Raw genomic sequence first — 15435 nt, 5'->3', positions numbered from 1 at the left:
GAGCCGGGGTGGGGGCCGGGGCGGCGGCCGTTTCCGGCTTCGCCTTGCCACCCGTTGTTTCCTTCTCACTGACCATGCTGTGGTGCTCCAAAAAGGGACGTTGTCGAGAGAAAATCAGCAATGAACGCCGCGCACCGGCTGGTCCGCGGCGACAGTCGGCCCCGAAGGGACGGCCCGCTCCGAAAACGCCGCCGGTGATTGCCGGCGGCACCGTCATATGGGCTAACGAATGCGGTTGTTTCCGTCAAAGGATTTGCCATCAAAAAAGAATTCCAGCGATCAATGGGTGTTTCAAAAACTCTCCTCCGTTAAATATCGGACAATCGACGCGCGCTGCCCGTGCAGGAAGAAATGGCCGCCAGGAAGCGTGCGCAGTGTGAAGCCTGCCCCGGCCAGCCGTTCCCACCCGGCGACCTCCTCCACCGTGGCCTCGGTGTCCTCCGTCCCGGCGAAGGCCAGGATCGGCACCGAAAGCAGCGGCGGATCGGGTTCGAGGAAGGCGTCCGACATGCCGAAGTCGGTCCGCAGCATGGGCAGCATCAGCGCCATCAGATCGTCGCAGGCCAGCACCTCGGGCGGTGTGCCGCCCAGCGCGGCGAGGCGGGTGCGGAAGGTCGCCTCGTCCAGCCCGTGGACGGGTGAACGCCGCGACGTCCGGTGCGGCGCCCGACGCCCCGACACCGCCAGAAGGACGGGCGGGCGGCCCAGCGCCACCAGAGCACGCGCGGTTGCATAGGCCAGCGCCGCGCCCAGCGAATGGCCAAACAGGATCAGCGGGCGGTTCCCCAGCGGTTCCAGCGCGGACAGCAGGGCGGGCAAGGCGTCCTCGACCCGATGCAGCGGCGGTTCGCCGATGCGGCTTTCCCGTCCTGGCAGGCGCACCGCCAGCAGGTCCGTGTCCGGCCCGACCTCCGACGCCCAGTCGCGGAAAACGGCGGCGCCGGCCCCGGCGTAGGGGAAGCAGACCAGGGTGCGACGCGGCGCCGACACCGGCCGGACGCTGTGCAGCCAGGGGGATGGGGTCGGGGCCATCACGCCGGTTCCAGTGCGAACAGGTGATGGTGGTCGTGGCCTTCCTCGATGCGGCCCTCGTTCATGTGATAGACGCGGTCGGCGAGGCCGAACCAGCGCTCGTCGTGGGTCACGCAGATCACGATCTTGCCCAACGCCTTCAGCTCCGGCAGCAGTTCCTCGTAGAAGACGCGACGGAAATGCGGGTCCTGGTCGGCGGCCCATTCGTCCAGCACGATGACCGGCTTGTCCTCCAACTGCGCGACCACGAGGGCGAGGCGCTTGCGCTGGCCGGTGGACAGGGCGACGGTGCTGAAACAGCCGTTCGCGACCGTCACCTTGTCCTGCATCTCCAGCCGCTCCAGCAGGGCGCGGACGCGCGCCGGATCGGGGTCGTCCACGCCGTAGAGGCGGCGCGACAGGTGATAGTCGGAGAAGATGGCCGAGATCATGTCGCGGTAGCTCTGCATCCGCTCCGCCGGCACCGGCTCCCCGTCGGCGAGGAGCTGACCGCCGCTCAACGGCATCAGCCCGGTCAGCAGGCGCAGCATGGTTGATTTGCCGGAGCCGTTGCCGCCGGTGACGAAGGTGATCTCGCCCGCCCGGAATTCCGCCGACAGCGGCCCGACCGCGAAGACCGGCGCGCCCTCGCCATCGTGATAGGCGAAGCTGGCGGCCTTCAACGCGACGCTGGCGGGCGGGCCGGGCAGCCGCTCCGCCCCCTCGTCCGGGGCGCTGCCGGCGGCGGCGCGCAGCCGCTCCTCCATCGCCTCGATGTTGGACAGGGCCATCTCGGTCTGGGCGACCAGCGGGGTGACGAAGGAGACGGTGCTGACCGGCCCGACGATGAACAGCGCCGCCGTGGTCGCCGCCACCACCACTTGGTGATAGCCGGTGGTGAACAGCGGCACGACGAAGACCATCATGCCGATCAGCGTGTAGAACATCGCCTCGACCAGCGCGAAGTTGCGGCCCCATCGCTCCTTCATGTCCACGTTCACCGCGCGCGCCCGGGACGAGGCGTCGGCGAGGTCGCGGATCAGCCCGTCGCCGCGGCGGCGGTTCATCCGCACCTCCTTGAAGCCGCGCAACAGGTCGGTCAGCCCGTCGAAGACACGCGTCTCGGCCGCCGCGGCCTCCACCATGCTGCGGCGCAGGCGCTGCACCCGCGCGACCTTCACGGCCACGGCGATCCCGGCGAAGGCGAAGGCCATCACGCAGGCCAGCGGCGACAGCCAGGCCAGATAGACCGCCAGGAAGACCAGCATCACCGCCTGCTGCCCGCCGATCGCCAGAAGCGGCAGGGTCTGGGCCAGCGTCTGGGTGTCCTGGGTCAGCACGCCGTGCAGCGACGCCCGCCCGATGCGGTCCACGGTCATGAGGTCGGCGCGGCGCACCAGATCGAACAGGCGCAGGCGGATCTTGTGGATCAGCCGCTCGGCGTCCTGGGACGCGGTGACCAGCGCGTAATTGTGGGTCACCCCGAACAGCGTCACCGTGACCGCGTACATCACCAGAAGCCGCGGGCTGATGATGCCCTTGGCGGCGTCCTTGGCAGCGACGTCGACCAGCCAGAGCAGCGCCGCGGTCGCGATCGCCGACAGGACGTTCATCAGGGCGAGCGTGCGCAGATTCTCCGGAAGCTCGCGCAGGACGATGGTAGCCAGCCTCATGCCACGCCCTCCGCCGCGAGAGTCAGTTCGGTCAGGTGGCCTTCCTCCATGTGCAGGCGGCGATCGGCGACGTCGAAATAATGGTCGTCATGGGTCACCGCCACGATGGTCAGGCCGCGCCGCTTCAGCTCCGGAACGACCTCCCGGTAGAACTTGAAGCGGAAATGCGGGTCCTGGTCGGCCGCCCATTCGTCGAGGATCAGGATCGGTGCCTTCTCCAGGATCGCGGCGACGAGGCCCAGCCGCTTGCGCTGCCCGGCGGACAGGTCGCGACGCCCGAAGCGGTCGCCGTCCAGAGCGGTCACCCGCTCCATCTCCATCCAGCGCATCAGGTCGGCGGCCTCCACAGGGTTGATGGCGTCCTGGCCGTAGAGGCGGGCGAACAGGTGGAAGTCGGCGAAGACGGTCGCCATCAGCTCGCGGTAGGCGGCGATGCGCTGCGGCCCGACCGCCACCCCGTCCACCGTGATCCGCCCGCGCAGCGGGTGGTAGAGGCCGGTCAGCAGCTTGATGAAGGTCGATTTTCCCGACCCGTTGCCGCCGGTGATGAAGATCACCTCGCTGCGCCGGATGGTCAGGTCGAAGGGGCCGACCGCGAAGGGCGGCTCGCCCGGCGGGGCGGGGAAGGCGAACTCCACCCCCTCCATCCGCACTTCCACGAAGTTGACCGGCACCGGCAGGGCGGGACCGTCACTCCAGGCCTCTGCCAGTTCCGAAAGCTGACCCTCCAGGGCCATCATCCGCCCAGCGGCGGCCTCCGCGGCGCTCATCACCGCCAGGGATTGCATCAGTCCGAAGACCGGGGCCGACATGAAGAAGATGGCGGCGGTGATCTTCACCAGCTCCGCCGAGATGGCGCTGGAATAGGACGGCACGACGAAGACGACCACGCCCAGCATCAGGTTGAAGGCGCATTCGCCGAACACGAACTGCTGCCAGGTGTGCAGATGCACCGCGCCGCGCGCCGTGATGGTGCGGCCGGACACGGTGTCGAAGGCAGCGTTCAGGTCGCGGCTGCGGGCGCTGTTCAACCGCTGTTCCTTGAAGCCGTCAAACAGGTCCGACACGCCTTCGAACAGGGCGGCCTCCTCCGCCATCATGGCGCGCTGCCGTTCCTCCAGCGCGCGGCCCAGCCGGATGTAGAACCATGTCCCGGTGCCGAGCAGCCCGCCGATCAGCAGGAAGGCGACCGGCGAGATGGTGGCGATGTAGAGCAGGATCGTCCCGGTCAGCAGGACCGAGCGCACCGTCAGCGCCAGGAACTGCGAATTCTGCGAGATGAGCTGGCTGCTCTGCGTCACGCTTTCGAACAGCGGAGTCTGGCCGAAGCGTTCCAGCTTCCACAGGTCGGCGCGGCGGATCTGGTCGAGCAGCCGCATGCGCAGGCTGTCCACGACCTCCTCCGCGTCGGCCGACAGGTGGGCGACCATGCGGCCTTCCAGGAGCATGTAGAGGAGGACGCTGACGACGAAGGCGGCGGCCAGAGGCACGTTGACGAAGTCGGCCTTCTCCGCGGCGATCTCCTCCGCCCCGCGGTTGACCAGGGCGAGCACGAGCGTGGAGAAAAGGGCCGACCCCAGGGCGTAGAGAACCAGCCGGCGCAGTGGCGCCGGTCCCAGCCGTCCCAGCAGGCGGAGGAGGTTCATCGCGCCTGATCCTGCGGCGCGGAATCCTGCAGCGCGCCATTCTGCGACGCGCCATCGTCGATGCGGATGCGCAGCGCGTGACGGTCCGGGTCGGCGAAGGCGCCACGGCCGTGGAGCGCCTCGTGGTTGTTCATCGCCAGCAGGCTGTCGGACTCCATGAAGGTCTCCAGCCGCCGCGCCGGGTTGTCCAGCTCCGCCTGGAGGATGGCGAGCGCGCGGCGGACCTCCGGCGTGTCGTGCTCCGGACAGGCGGCCAGCCCGCGGCGCAGCGTGTCGGTGCGGAAGCGGATGAGCGGACGGTCGCCGAAGATGGTGGCGAAGGTCACCTCCACGGCGTCCCGCGACCCGGTGCGAGTGAAGGTGGCGGGGATGCGGAAGGGCAGCGCCGTTCGCGACAGTAGGTCGAGCGCCCAGCGCCCCTCGTCGCTGCCTGCCAGAGCCTCGCGGACGCAGCGGGCGTCGCGCAGGCTGGACCGCCCGCCGCCGCAGGCCGCCGCCCGGGCAAAATAGAGCAGCATGTGGCGTTCGGGGTTCGGGAAATACTGGGTGTCGGTGTGGAAGTCGGCCTCGTCGGCGTGCTCGGAGAAGGTGGAAGCGCCTCCGCTGCGGACCATCTCGGGGCGGACCTTGATGTCCCACACCACCTTGCGGTCGATCCGGTCGGTCGCGGTCGGTGCGCCGATGCCGACGGCCAGCGCGTAGAGCAGGCGGCGCCGGGTGTCCAGGTCGTGGCGGCCGAGATGGGCGCGGCGGATCAGCACGCCGCTGTGGCTGGTCTCCAGCCGGTCGCGGATCGCCGTGGCCAGGGTGGACAGGCCGGGCGCGGCCTCCGCCAGTTCGTCGCGCAGGTCGGCTTCCCGCCCGTCCGGGACGAGGGCGGCGGCGTCGGTCTGCGTCCCGTGGCGGGCGGCCAGGACGGCGAGGACCCGCCCGGTCTCCGCGTCGGGCAGCGGCTCCACGGTGAACTCCCCGGTGCGGAAGCCGAGGTCGTGGACGTGGTTCAGCATGGTGGCTCCGGAGGCGTTCATCAGGAGAAAAGATCCGCGGCGGCGCGCAGCATGTCGGCCTGTCCGGCGCGGGGGACCGGCGGCCAGCCGAAGCCCAGGCGGCCGAGCAGCGCTTGCGTGCGTTCGGAGGTCAGTTCCTGCCGCCGGCCGCGCGCCTGGGGGGAGCGCCCGCTGTAGAGGCCGAAGCCCTCCAGCGTCTGGGCCAGGGCGCCGTCCATGTCGGGTTCGCCGATGGCGCGCTCCAGCCGGTCGAGCAGCGCGTCGAAGCCGACCGCCTGCACAGCACCCGCCATGCCCGCCGCCGAGGTGACGAAGTCGGCCAGCGTGTCGCGGCGGTGGTTCTCAACGTGATGCGTCTCGTTGGCGAGGCCGGCGGCACCGGCCAGCAGAGCCACTGCGCGGGCCACGCGATCGACGTGGCACAGCCAGACGTGCGAATCGTCGGGCACCACCCCCAGCCGCACGAAGGCGGCCAGTTGCCGGAAGAAGGCGTTGTCCCGCAGGTTCAACTGCAGTGGCCCGCCCTCCGCCGCGAAGACGACGTTGCCGACGCGGTGGATGCTGGCGTTGCGCAGATCGCTGCGCGCCGCCGTGACCAGCCGCTCCGCCTCCTGCTTGCTGCGGACGTAGTAGTTTTCGTCGAGCGTCTCCGGCACCGCGTCGTACTCGGTTACCAGTTTGAAGCCATCCTCCGGCGCCTTGCCGGTGACCGACAGGGTGGAGATCAGGTGGAAGTCCGCCGGGTCGCCGCGCCGCGCGGTGGCGAGGTCGAGGAGCCGGCGCGTCGCCTCCACATTGTCGGCGTGGAATTCCGCGTAGTGGCCGAAATGGTTGACGTTGGCCGCGCAGTGGAAGACCGCCCGCACCCCATCCGCCAGCGCGCCGTGCACCGTGGGGGTGAGGCCAAGCCCGTCGCGCCGCAGGTCCCCGGCCCGGACGGTCAGCCGCGGATCGCCGATCAGCGCCGCCCCGCCCGCCGCTCCGAAATAGCCGGCCAGCACGCGGCCCAGCCGCGCACGGGCGGCCCCGTCGTTACCCCCGCGCACCAGTGCGGTCACCCGCCGCGCCGGGTCGAACAGAAGTTCCCGCAGCAGGTAGGCGCCGAGATAGCCGGTGGCGCCGGTCAGCAGCACATCGCCATAATCGCGCCGTTCCGCCCCGTCGAAGGCGTCGTAGACCGCGTTCCGCGCCTCGTAGGCTCGCTGCTGCTCGGCCAGCGCCCAGTCACGGGCGGCGTTGAAAGCGGGCAGGGTCGCCTGATAGTTCCGCCAGTGGGTGCGGACGGCGGCGATGACGCGGTGCAGATGGTCCGGCTGGGGCCGCAGGCGCAGCGCGAAGTCGGCGAGCACCGGGGCCTCGTAGAGGTCATTGATCCTGCAGGCGAATTCGCGGCGCAGGCGATTGACCACGGCGATCGCCCGCAGGCTGTCGCCGCCCAGTTCGAAGAAGCCGGCCTCCCGCCCCGGAACGGGCCGCTGAAGCTGCTCCGCCCACAGCTCTGCCACCCGCTGCTCCACCGCGTTGCGCGGCGGGGTGTAGGCGCCGGAGGCCGTGCCTTCGGAGGGCGCATGGTCGGCCAACGCCTGCAGCAGGGCCTTGCGGTCCACCTTGCCGGCCACCGTCACCGGGATCGCCGGCACCCGGATCACCGCTGCCGGCACCATGTAGGCGGGCAGCGCCGCCGCCGCATGGGCGGCCCAGGCGGCTTGCGTCGGCTCCGCGGCGTCGGGAGCGAGGCTGACGAAGGCCCACAGCGTCTGGGCACCGCCCGGCGGCGTGTCCACCAGGGCCACCGCCTGCTGCACGCCGGGATAGGCTTCCAGACGGTGCTCGATCTCGCCCAGCTCCACGCGCTGGCCGCGCAGCTTCACCTGGCTGTCGGAGCGTCCAAGAACCAGAAGCTCGCCGTTGGGCAGCCAGCGGCCGAGGTCGCCGGTGCGGTAGCGGCGGCCCTTCGCCGTCTCGACGAAGGCGGCGGCGGTCAGATCGGGCCGGTTCAGGTAGCCGATGGCCAGCCCCAGGCCGCTCAGCCAGACATGGCCGACGGCGCCGGGGGGCACCGGCTCGCCATCCTCGTCCAGGATGTGGATGGCGGTGTTGGGCAGCGGGCGCCCGGCGCTTATCCACGGCGAGTCCGGGTGCAGGATGCCGATGCTGGCGGCGGCGGTGTTCTCGGTCGGGCCGTAGCCGTTGATGTAGCGCAGCCGGGCCGCGTAGTGCAGGGCGTCGGCGGCGTTGGGTGGCTCGCCCACCGTCATCAGGATGCGCAGGGTCGGCAGGTCCGCCTGCTCGAACAGCCGCAGGTAGGAGGGCGGCAAGGTGGCGGAGGTGACGCCCAGCCGTTCCATCTTGCCGCGCAGCCCGGCGGTGTCGTCCATCTCGGCGCGGCGGATCGGAACCAGCGCGCCGCCGGTCGCCCAGGTCATCACGGAATCGGAGATCCAGGCGTCGAAGGAGGGGGAGGAGCTGAGAAGCGTCCGTTCGTCCGGCTGGACGCCCATCATCCGCGCCATCGACAGGCCGAGGTTCAGCAGCCCGCCATGATGCAGCACGACCCCCTTCGGCACCCCGGTGGATCCCGAGGTGTGGATGATGTAGGCGGGATCGCCGGGATGGCTGCGTTCTCCGGCCTCGGGCTCATGGGCGTGGGCGGCGCGGAACTCCTCGGCCAAGGATTCCGGGCGGAGGACGGCGTATCCGGGCTGCGCCAGCGCGTCGGGCAGGGAATGGCCGTCCAGCGCCACGACTGAGCGGATGGCCGCGTCGCGGGCAATGAAGGCCAAGCGTTCCGCCGGCAGGTCGCGGGTCAGCGGCAGATAGGCGGCCCCGGCCTTCCAGATCGCCAGCACCGCTTCCGGCAGGGCGGGCGAACGCTCCGTCAGGACGCCGACCGCGTCGCCGGTCCGCACGCCCTGCGCCAGCAGCGCGTGGGCCAGCGCGTTGGCGCGGGCGTTCATCGCGGCGTAGCTGACCGCGCCGTCATCGGTGATGAGGGCGGGCCGGTCCGGCTGCGAGCGCGCCAGCGCGGCGAACCGGTGGTGGAAGCAGGGAACCGGGTGCGGCATCGCCGGGCCGCGCTCCCACGCGGCGAGCAGCGTCTCCTCGTCCGGCAGCAGGGCGGGCAGCGCGTCGCCCGGTGCCCGCTGCGGATCGGCCAGCCGCCGCGCCCAGCCGGCCAGCGCCGCGGTCCAGGCCTGGGCGGTTTCCCGATCGTAAAGGGCGGCGTTGGCGTAGAGCTGGAGGACCAGCCCGCCGTCCGCCTGCCCCTCATGCACCAGGACGAGGTCCTGGGCAGGGGCGCTGCGGCGCAGCTCGTACCGGATGCCGTCGCCGTCGAACGTGTCGACGGCCGCGAAGCGGAGCGCGTCGCCCTGCGGGGCGGGCATCGCCGGATTCTCCGTCACCGCCAGATCGAACAGCGGGTAGCGGGCCGGGTGATGCGCCTGCGGCTGGCTGCGGCGGAACTCCTGGTGGATGCGGGCGAAGGGCTGGCGGCCATGGCGCAAGGCTTCTGCCAGACGGCTTTGGGTGGCCTTGACCGCCTGTTCCAGCGGCTCGCTCCGGTCCACCCGGAAGGGCACCGGCAGCATGTTGACATAGTAGCCGACGACGCCCGCCTCCTCCGCCGTTTCGCGGGTGGAGGCGGCGGTGCCCATCAGGAACGCCGCCCGGCCGGTGCGGCGCCGCACCTCGCGCGCCATCAGCGTCATCATCAGGGCGTGCAGGCTGGCGCCGTTGCGCCGGGCGAGGGCACGCAACGCCTCCGCCACGTCGGGGGCGAGGCGTACGCAGTGGCAATGGCTTCCCTTGGCCGTCTCCGCGCTGCGCACCGGCGGACGGGGGGTGTCGAGCGGCCACTCCTGGAAGGCGGCGGGGTCGATTCCGGCGAGCAGGCGCCGCCAATGCTCCGCGTCCGCCCGGGCGGTCTCGCCGACGAGATAGTTTTCCTCCCGGGCGGCGGAGCGGCCGAAGCCGGGCGCGCAGTCGGGCAGGGACACCCCGCGCAACAGTGCTGCGAGGTCGTCGGCCAGCAGGCCGAGCGACAGGCCGTCGCCGATGGAATGGTGCAGCGCCAGCCAGAACAGGGCGCCGCTGCCGTCCGCCACCCGCACCAGCCCGGCCCGCCACAGCGGCGGAGCGGCCATGGCGAAGGGCGCTGTCTGGCAGGCCCGGATGAAGTCCAGCGCGGCGGTTCGGTCGGGGGCTGTCCCAATCTCCAGAGCGTCGGTCATGGGATGGACGACGCGGCGGAGCGTGCCACCTTCATCCTCGTGGAAGCCGGTACGCAGTGCCTCGTGCCGTTCGGCCAGGGTGGTCCAGGCGGCTTGCCAGCGGTCGTCGGCCGGGACGTCGCCTTCCACGGCCAGTGTCAGGGGGATGTTGAAGCCGCGGGTGTCCAGCCCGGCCTGCTCGGCCACCCAGAACTCACGCTGACCTTCGGTCGCGCGGTCGGATTCGGCATCGGATGGGAATTCCGTGGGAATGGCGGCGGTGAGGCGGGCGGCGAAGCCGCGCAGGGTCGGCTCGGTGAACAGGTCGCGGGCGGAGACCGGGCACCCCAGTTCTGTCTCCAGCGCGTGGGCGATGGCGATGGCGAGCAGGCTGTGGCCGCCGAGCGCGAAGAAATTGTCGTCGCGCCAGACCGGGCCGCGGCCCAACCGCTCCGCCCAGATGCGGGCAACGGTCTCCTCAAACCGGCCCTGCGGCGCCATCTGCGCACCCTGCGGGGCGTGACCGGCGATCAGCCCTAGCAGGGCCGCGCGGTCCACCTTGCCGGACGCCGTGACCGGCACCGCCTCCACCGCGATCAGCCCGGACGGGATCATCACCGCGGGCAGCCGTTCGGCCAGCCAGCCGCGCCAGGACTCCTCGGCCGGGACCGGCGTGCCGGAGGTGGGGCGGACGAAGGCCCACAGGCTCTGCGCGACGCCGGCCTTGCCTTGCACCAGGGCCACCGCCTGCGCAACGTCGGGGTGGGCGCCCAGCGCCTGTTCGATCTCGCCGAGTTCGATGCGGATGCCGTTCAACTTCACCTGATCGTCGATGCGGCCCAGCACCTCCAGCTCGCCGTCGGCGCGCCAGCGCCCGAGGTCGCCGGAGCGGTAGAGCCGTCCAGCGCCCGTCCCGACGAAGGCCGCCGCCTCTTGCTCCGGGCGGTTCAGATAGCCGCGGGCGAGGTTGGCGCCGCCCAGCCAGATCTCCCCCACCGCCCCCGGCGGCACCGGGCGGCCCGCCGCGTCGCGGATATGAACCGACGTGTTGGGCAGCGGGCGCCCGACGGGCAGGAAGCCCCGGTCCTCCGCGCCCAACAACCCCATGGCGCTGGTGATGGTGTTCTCGGTCGGGCCGTAGGCATTGTAATAGCGCAACCGCCCGGCGTAGGCGCGCACGTCCGCCGCCAAGGGCGCCTCGCCCCCGGTCACCAGGATGCGCAGCGAGGGCAGCTCCGCCCCGTCGAACAGGCGCAGATAGGTCGGGGTGAGGTCGGCGACGGTCACCCGCTGCTCTGCCAGGAAGGCCATCAGGCGAGCCGGCGCGCTCAGCACCGCGTACGGAACCGCGCAGAGCGTCGCCCCGGCGGCCAGCGGCACGCCGATGTCCGACAGCGATACGTCGAAGGACGGCGAGGCGAACATCAATGTCCGGTCCTCGGCGGTCAGGCCGAAGGTTTCCACGGCGCCCAAGACCATGTTCACATAGGCGCCGTGGCTGACCGGCGTGCCCTTGGGCCGACCGGTGGAACCGGAGGTGTAGAGGATGTAAGCGGTGTCCTCCGGCCCCGTCGCGGTTTGCTGACGATGGGCGTGGGCGGTGCGGAAATCGGCGGAGAGATCCTCCGGACGCAGAAGCGGCAGGGCCAACAGCGCCTCGGGCACCGCCGCTCCGTCCAGCGCCAGCAGCAGGGCCGCCCCGGCGTCTTCGGCGATGAAGGCCAGCCGTTCCGCCGGCAGGTCGGCGGCGAGCGGCAGATACACGGCGCCCGCCTTCCACACGCCGAGAAGCGCGGCGGGCAGGTTGGGCGAGCGGCCGGTCAGCACACCGACCACGCTGCCGCGCTCCGCCCCGCGCTCCTTCAGGGCGTGGGCGATGGCGTTGGCCTCCGCCTCGACGGCGCGGTAGGTCAGAACCCGGTCGGCGGCGATGACCGCCGGACGCCCGCCCTGGCCGGTGCCGGGCCGGTCGATCAGCCGCTCGAACAGCGCGTGGAAGGGCAGCGCCGGGCGCTCCACCGTCGGGCCATGCTCCCATGATGCGAGCGCCTCCTCCTCCTCCGGCAGCAGGGCGGGCGGCATTGCCTCGGCGCGGGCGGTATCGTTCCCCAGCCAGCGCGCCCAGCCGGCCAGCGCGTCGAACCAGCGCTCCGCCGTGTCCTTGGCGTAGAGCGCGGCGTTGACGTGCCATTGCAGCAGCAGCCCGCCGTCGGCCAGCCCTTCATGGATCAGCACCATGTCCTGGCCCGGCGAATGGCCGGTGCGTTCATAGGCCAGCCCGTCGCCATCGGGGCGGACGAGGCGCAGCGCGCCGGGGACGGGGCCGGCTTGCGGGTTTTCCGTCACCGCGATGTCGAACAGCGGGTAGCGGGCCGGGTCGCGCTGCTGCGGGCGATCCGCCCAGAAGCCGTGGCAGATCCGCGCGAAGGGCAGGCGGGCGTGTTGCAGCGCTCCAGCCAGAGCCGCCTGGGTGGCGCGCAACTCCGCTGCGAAAGGCAGCCCGGCAGCGGGCCGGAGGGCCAGCGGCAACATATTCACGCCGTAACCGACGACCCGCGCATCCTCGGCGGTTTCCCGGATGTCGCCGGTGGTGCCGATGGTGACGGCGCCGCGCCCGGTGCGCCGCCGCACCTCGCGCGCCAGCAGGGTCAGCAGCACGGCGTGCAGGCTGGCCTCGTGCCGACGGGCAACGGCCTTCAGCCCCGCGGCGGTGGCCGGGTCCAACCGCAGCTCGAAGCGGTGGCTGCCCGGTGCGACCCCGGCAGCGCGCGGCGTGTCGAGCGGCCAGTCGTCGAACGCCTCGGCGGGCAGGGCGGACAGGTGCTGCCCCCAATAGGCCTCGTCCGCCGCGCGGTCCGGGCCATCCAGATAGCGACGCTCGCGGGCGGCCATGGCGGCGTTGCTGGTGGGCGAGGGTGGCAGGCGCTCACCCGCCAGCAACGCGGTCAATTCCTCCAGCAGGATGCCGACCGAGCGCCCGTCGCCGATGGAATGATGCATCGCCATCCAGAACAGCGGCGCACCGCCGTCCGCCAGCGTCACCAGCCCAGCGCGCCACAGCGGCGCGGTCGCCATAGCGAAGGGCTCACCCTGGCGGGCGCGGATGTGGGCGAGAGCCGCGGCGCGGTCGGGTTGCTTGGACAGTTCCGGAGTGACGTCGATGGTGGGGGTGATGCCGCGGCGCAACCGTCCTTCGGCGTCCTCGGCGAAGGTCGTGCGCAGCGCCTCGTGCCGCTCGGCGAGCGCCGTCCAGGCGTCCGACCAGCGGGCCGCGTCCGGAAACTCCCCCTCCACGGTGCGGATCACTGGGATGATGAAGGGCCGCGTGTCCAGCCCCGCCGCCTCGGCCACCCAGAACTCGCGCTCCCCTTCGGTGGCGAGGTCGGATTCGTCGGCCTGAGGCGCTTCCGCGTCGCGCAGCTCCGCCACCTTGCGGGCGAAGCCGGCCAGGGTCGGGGCGGCGAACAGGGCGCGCGCCGGAACGGCCACACCCAGGTCCTGGGAAAGCCGGTGCGCAATGGTCACCGCCAGCAGGCTGTTGCCGCCGAGCGCGAAGAAATTGTCGCCGCGCGCGACCTCCTCGCCCAGCAGACCGCCCCACAGGGCGGCAATCCGGCTTTCAAGCCCGTCCAGCGGTGCCTGCCGCTCCGCCCTGGCGGCGTGGCCATCGGAATGGGAATGGGCAAGGCGGAGCAGGGCGTCACGGTCAATCTTGCCCGCCGGTGTCAGGGGGACGCTGTCCACCGCCGTCACGTTGGCCGGCACCATGAAGGCGGGCAGGCGGTCCGCCAGGAAGGCGCGCCACGCCTCCTCGTCGGGCAGGGTGGCGCCGTCCTTGGCACGGACGAATGCGCGCAGGGCCTTGGTGCCCTCCGCCACGGCGTCCACCAGGACGACCGCCTGCGCGGCGGCAGGGTGGGCCAGCAGGTCCTGCTCGATCTCGGCAAGCTCGACGCGCTGGCCGTGCAGCTTCACCTGATGGTCGATACGTCCGCACAGGACCAGTTGACCGTCCGCCGTCCAGCGGCCCAGATCGCCGGTGCGGTAGAATCGGCCTTCCGCTGTCTCGGCGAAGGCGCGCGCGGTCAGTTCCGGGTTGTTGAGGTAGCCGCGGGCGAGGCCCAACCCGCCCAGCCACACTTCTCCCGGCAGGCCCGGAGGAACCGGCGCACCGTCCGGACGACGCAGCGTGACGCGGCAATTGGGCAGTGGGCGCCCGGCGGGCACCGGCCCGCCGCGTCCGCTGTCGGGCAGGATGCGGCCCATGGACGCGAGGATGCTGGCCTCCGTCGGGCCATAGGCGTTCCAGAAGGCGAGATCGGCGGCGTGGTGGCGGGCATCTTCGGCGTTCGGCGCCTCTCCGCCGGTCAGCAGGACACGCAGGCCGCGGAAAGGCTTCTCCTGGCTGACCCGCAGGTAGGAGGGGGCGTGGAAGGCCACGGTGACGCCCAGCGCCGCGTAGGCGTCCTTCAGCGCCCAGGGGTCGTCGCGCTGGTCCGGCGGCACGGGAACCAGCGCCATCCCATGCAGCAGAGCCAGCCCGAGTTCCCACAGCGAGGCGTCGAATCCCGGCGTCGCCGCCAGCGCCATGCGGTCGTCCGCCCGCAGGCCGACCGTCTCCCCGGTCGCAAGCGCGGCGTTGATGAAGCCATCGTGCCGGACCGCCACGCCCTTCGGATGCCCGGTGGTGCCGGAGGTGTAGATGATATAGGCGAGGTCGTCCGGCGCCCCAGCCACGGCGGTCGGTGTGGCGGAGCCTTCGAGGATGTCCGAGCGGATCAGCGTCGGCACGGCTTCGGCCAGGGCGGACGGGACGGGCTGGCCGTCCAGCGCAATCAGCAACCGGATGCCGGCGTCGCGGACCATGTAGGCCATGCGCTCCGGCGGCAAGTCGTGGGCCAGCGGAAGATAGGCCGCCCCAGCCTTCCAGATTCCGAGCACCGCCGCAGGCAGGCCTGGCGAGCAGCCGGTCAGCACCGCCACGGGCTCCTGCCGCGCCACACCGCAGCGCAGCAGGGCGGCGGCGATCCGGTCGGCGTCCCGGTTCAGGTCGCCATAGGTCTGCACGCCGCTGAGGGTGACCACGGCGGGGCGGTCTGGATTGCGGGCGGCGATCTCCTCGAACAGCTCATGGGCGCGGCGGGCCGGGCGCGGGCGCTCCTCGCCGTGCTCCCAGCGGTCGAGAAGGGCCGTCTCCTCCGGGAGCAGCGCGGGCAGCGGGGATTCCACCCGTGCCGGGTCGGCGGCCAGCCAGCGCGCCCAGGCGGCGAAGCCAGCCAGCCAGGAGCGCGCGGTGGCTTCCGTATAGACATCCGGGTTCCACAGCAGCGCCAGTTCCAGTCCTTCGCCGTCCTCCGCCGTCACCGGCTCGTGGCTGAAGGCGAGGTCGAGGCCGGCGGCGGGGTGGGCGAGCGCGCCGGGCAAGCGGCGTGGGGACAGCGACAGGCCGCTGGCCGGATCGGCGCTGGTTCGCGGAGGGTTGGCGGTCAGCGCCACCGAGAAGAGGTTGGGGCGGGCTGGCGGCAGCGCGTCGGGCCGGCGCTGGCGGAACTCCCGCTGGATCAGGTTGGCGGGCAGACCGGCGTGTCCGACTGCCTCCGTCAGCGCCTCCTGGGCGGCGCGAATCTGTCCGGCCAGTGCCGCCGCAGCGCCGGGCAGGACGACCGGCACAAGATTGACGAAATGCCCAACGGTGTCCTCTGCACCCGCCGGGCGCAGCGAAACGCCGGTACCCAGGATCAGGTCGCTCCGCCCGCCACGCCGCCGCACCTCGGCCGCCAGGATCGCCAGCAGCAGCCCGTGCAGACCGACGGCCTGCGCCTTCGCGATGGCGGCGAGGGCCGTAGTGGTCGCGGCGTCCAGCCGCTCCGCCAGGGGTGGGGTGGGG

Annotated in this window: 5 protein-coding genes and 1 pseudogene; all 6 read right to left on the bottom strand. The window is 71.9% G+C overall.

Going from position 1 to position 15435, the window contains the following annotated elements:
- A pseudogene (locus tag Q4I23_RS22210) lies at positions 1-217 on the bottom strand (hypothetical protein); the annotation flags it as partial.
- Positions 218-291: 74 nt separating this feature from the next.
- On the bottom strand, positions 292-1032 hold the full coding sequence (locus Q4I23_RS22205) for a thioesterase II family protein (RefSeq protein WP_498527643.1): 741 nt from the start codon (positions 1030-1032) through the stop codon (positions 292-294).
- A complete protein-coding gene (locus Q4I23_RS22200) occupies positions 1032-2684 on the bottom strand; it encodes a cyclic peptide export ABC transporter (protein WP_498527642.1) in 1653 nt (550 codons plus the stop codon). Before Q4I23_RS22200 ends, Q4I23_RS22205 begins: the two co-directional genes overlap by 1 nt.
- Positions 2681-4330 carry an ATP-binding cassette domain-containing protein gene (locus tag Q4I23_RS22195; protein WP_498527641.1) on the bottom strand — a complete coding sequence of 550 codons (1650 nt, stop codon included), beginning with the start codon at positions 4328-4330 and terminating at the stop codon, positions 2681-2683. The genes Q4I23_RS22200 and Q4I23_RS22195 overlap by 4 nt, the downstream gene beginning before the upstream one ends.
- Positions 4327-5358, bottom strand: coding sequence for a TauD/TfdA family dioxygenase (locus tag Q4I23_RS22190; RefSeq protein WP_498527640.1), 1032 nt, complete (start codon positions 5356-5358; stop codon positions 4327-4329). Before Q4I23_RS22190 ends, Q4I23_RS22195 begins: the two co-directional genes overlap by 4 nt.
- On the bottom strand, positions 5358-15435 hold a 10078-nt coding region (locus tag Q4I23_RS22185; RefSeq protein WP_498527639.1), incomplete at its 5' end, for a non-ribosomal peptide synthetase. The genes Q4I23_RS22185 and Q4I23_RS22190, both read right to left, overlap by 1 nt.

It is taken from the genome of Azospirillum sp. UFLA03-27 (assembly GCF_059803775.1).
This window is presented reverse-complemented; position numbering and strand designations above follow the sequence as displayed.

Bases quoted from the DNA above. Each gene is read 5' to 3' on its own strand.
- Q4I23_RS22205 (WP_498527643.1), bottom strand. From the start codon at position 1,032: ATGGCCCCGACCCCATCCCCCTGGCTGCACAGCGTCCGGCCGGTGTCG.
- Q4I23_RS22200 (WP_498527642.1), bottom strand. From the start codon at position 2,684: ATGAGGCTGGCTACCATCGTCCTGCGCGAGCTTCCGGAGAATCTGCGC.
- Q4I23_RS22195 (WP_498527641.1), bottom strand. From the start codon at position 4,330: ATGAACCTCCTCCGCCTGCTGGGACGGCTGGGACCGGCGCCACTGCGC.
- Q4I23_RS22190 (WP_498527640.1), bottom strand. From the start codon at position 5,358: ATGAACGCCTCCGGAGCCACCATGCTGAACCACGTCCACGACCTCGGC.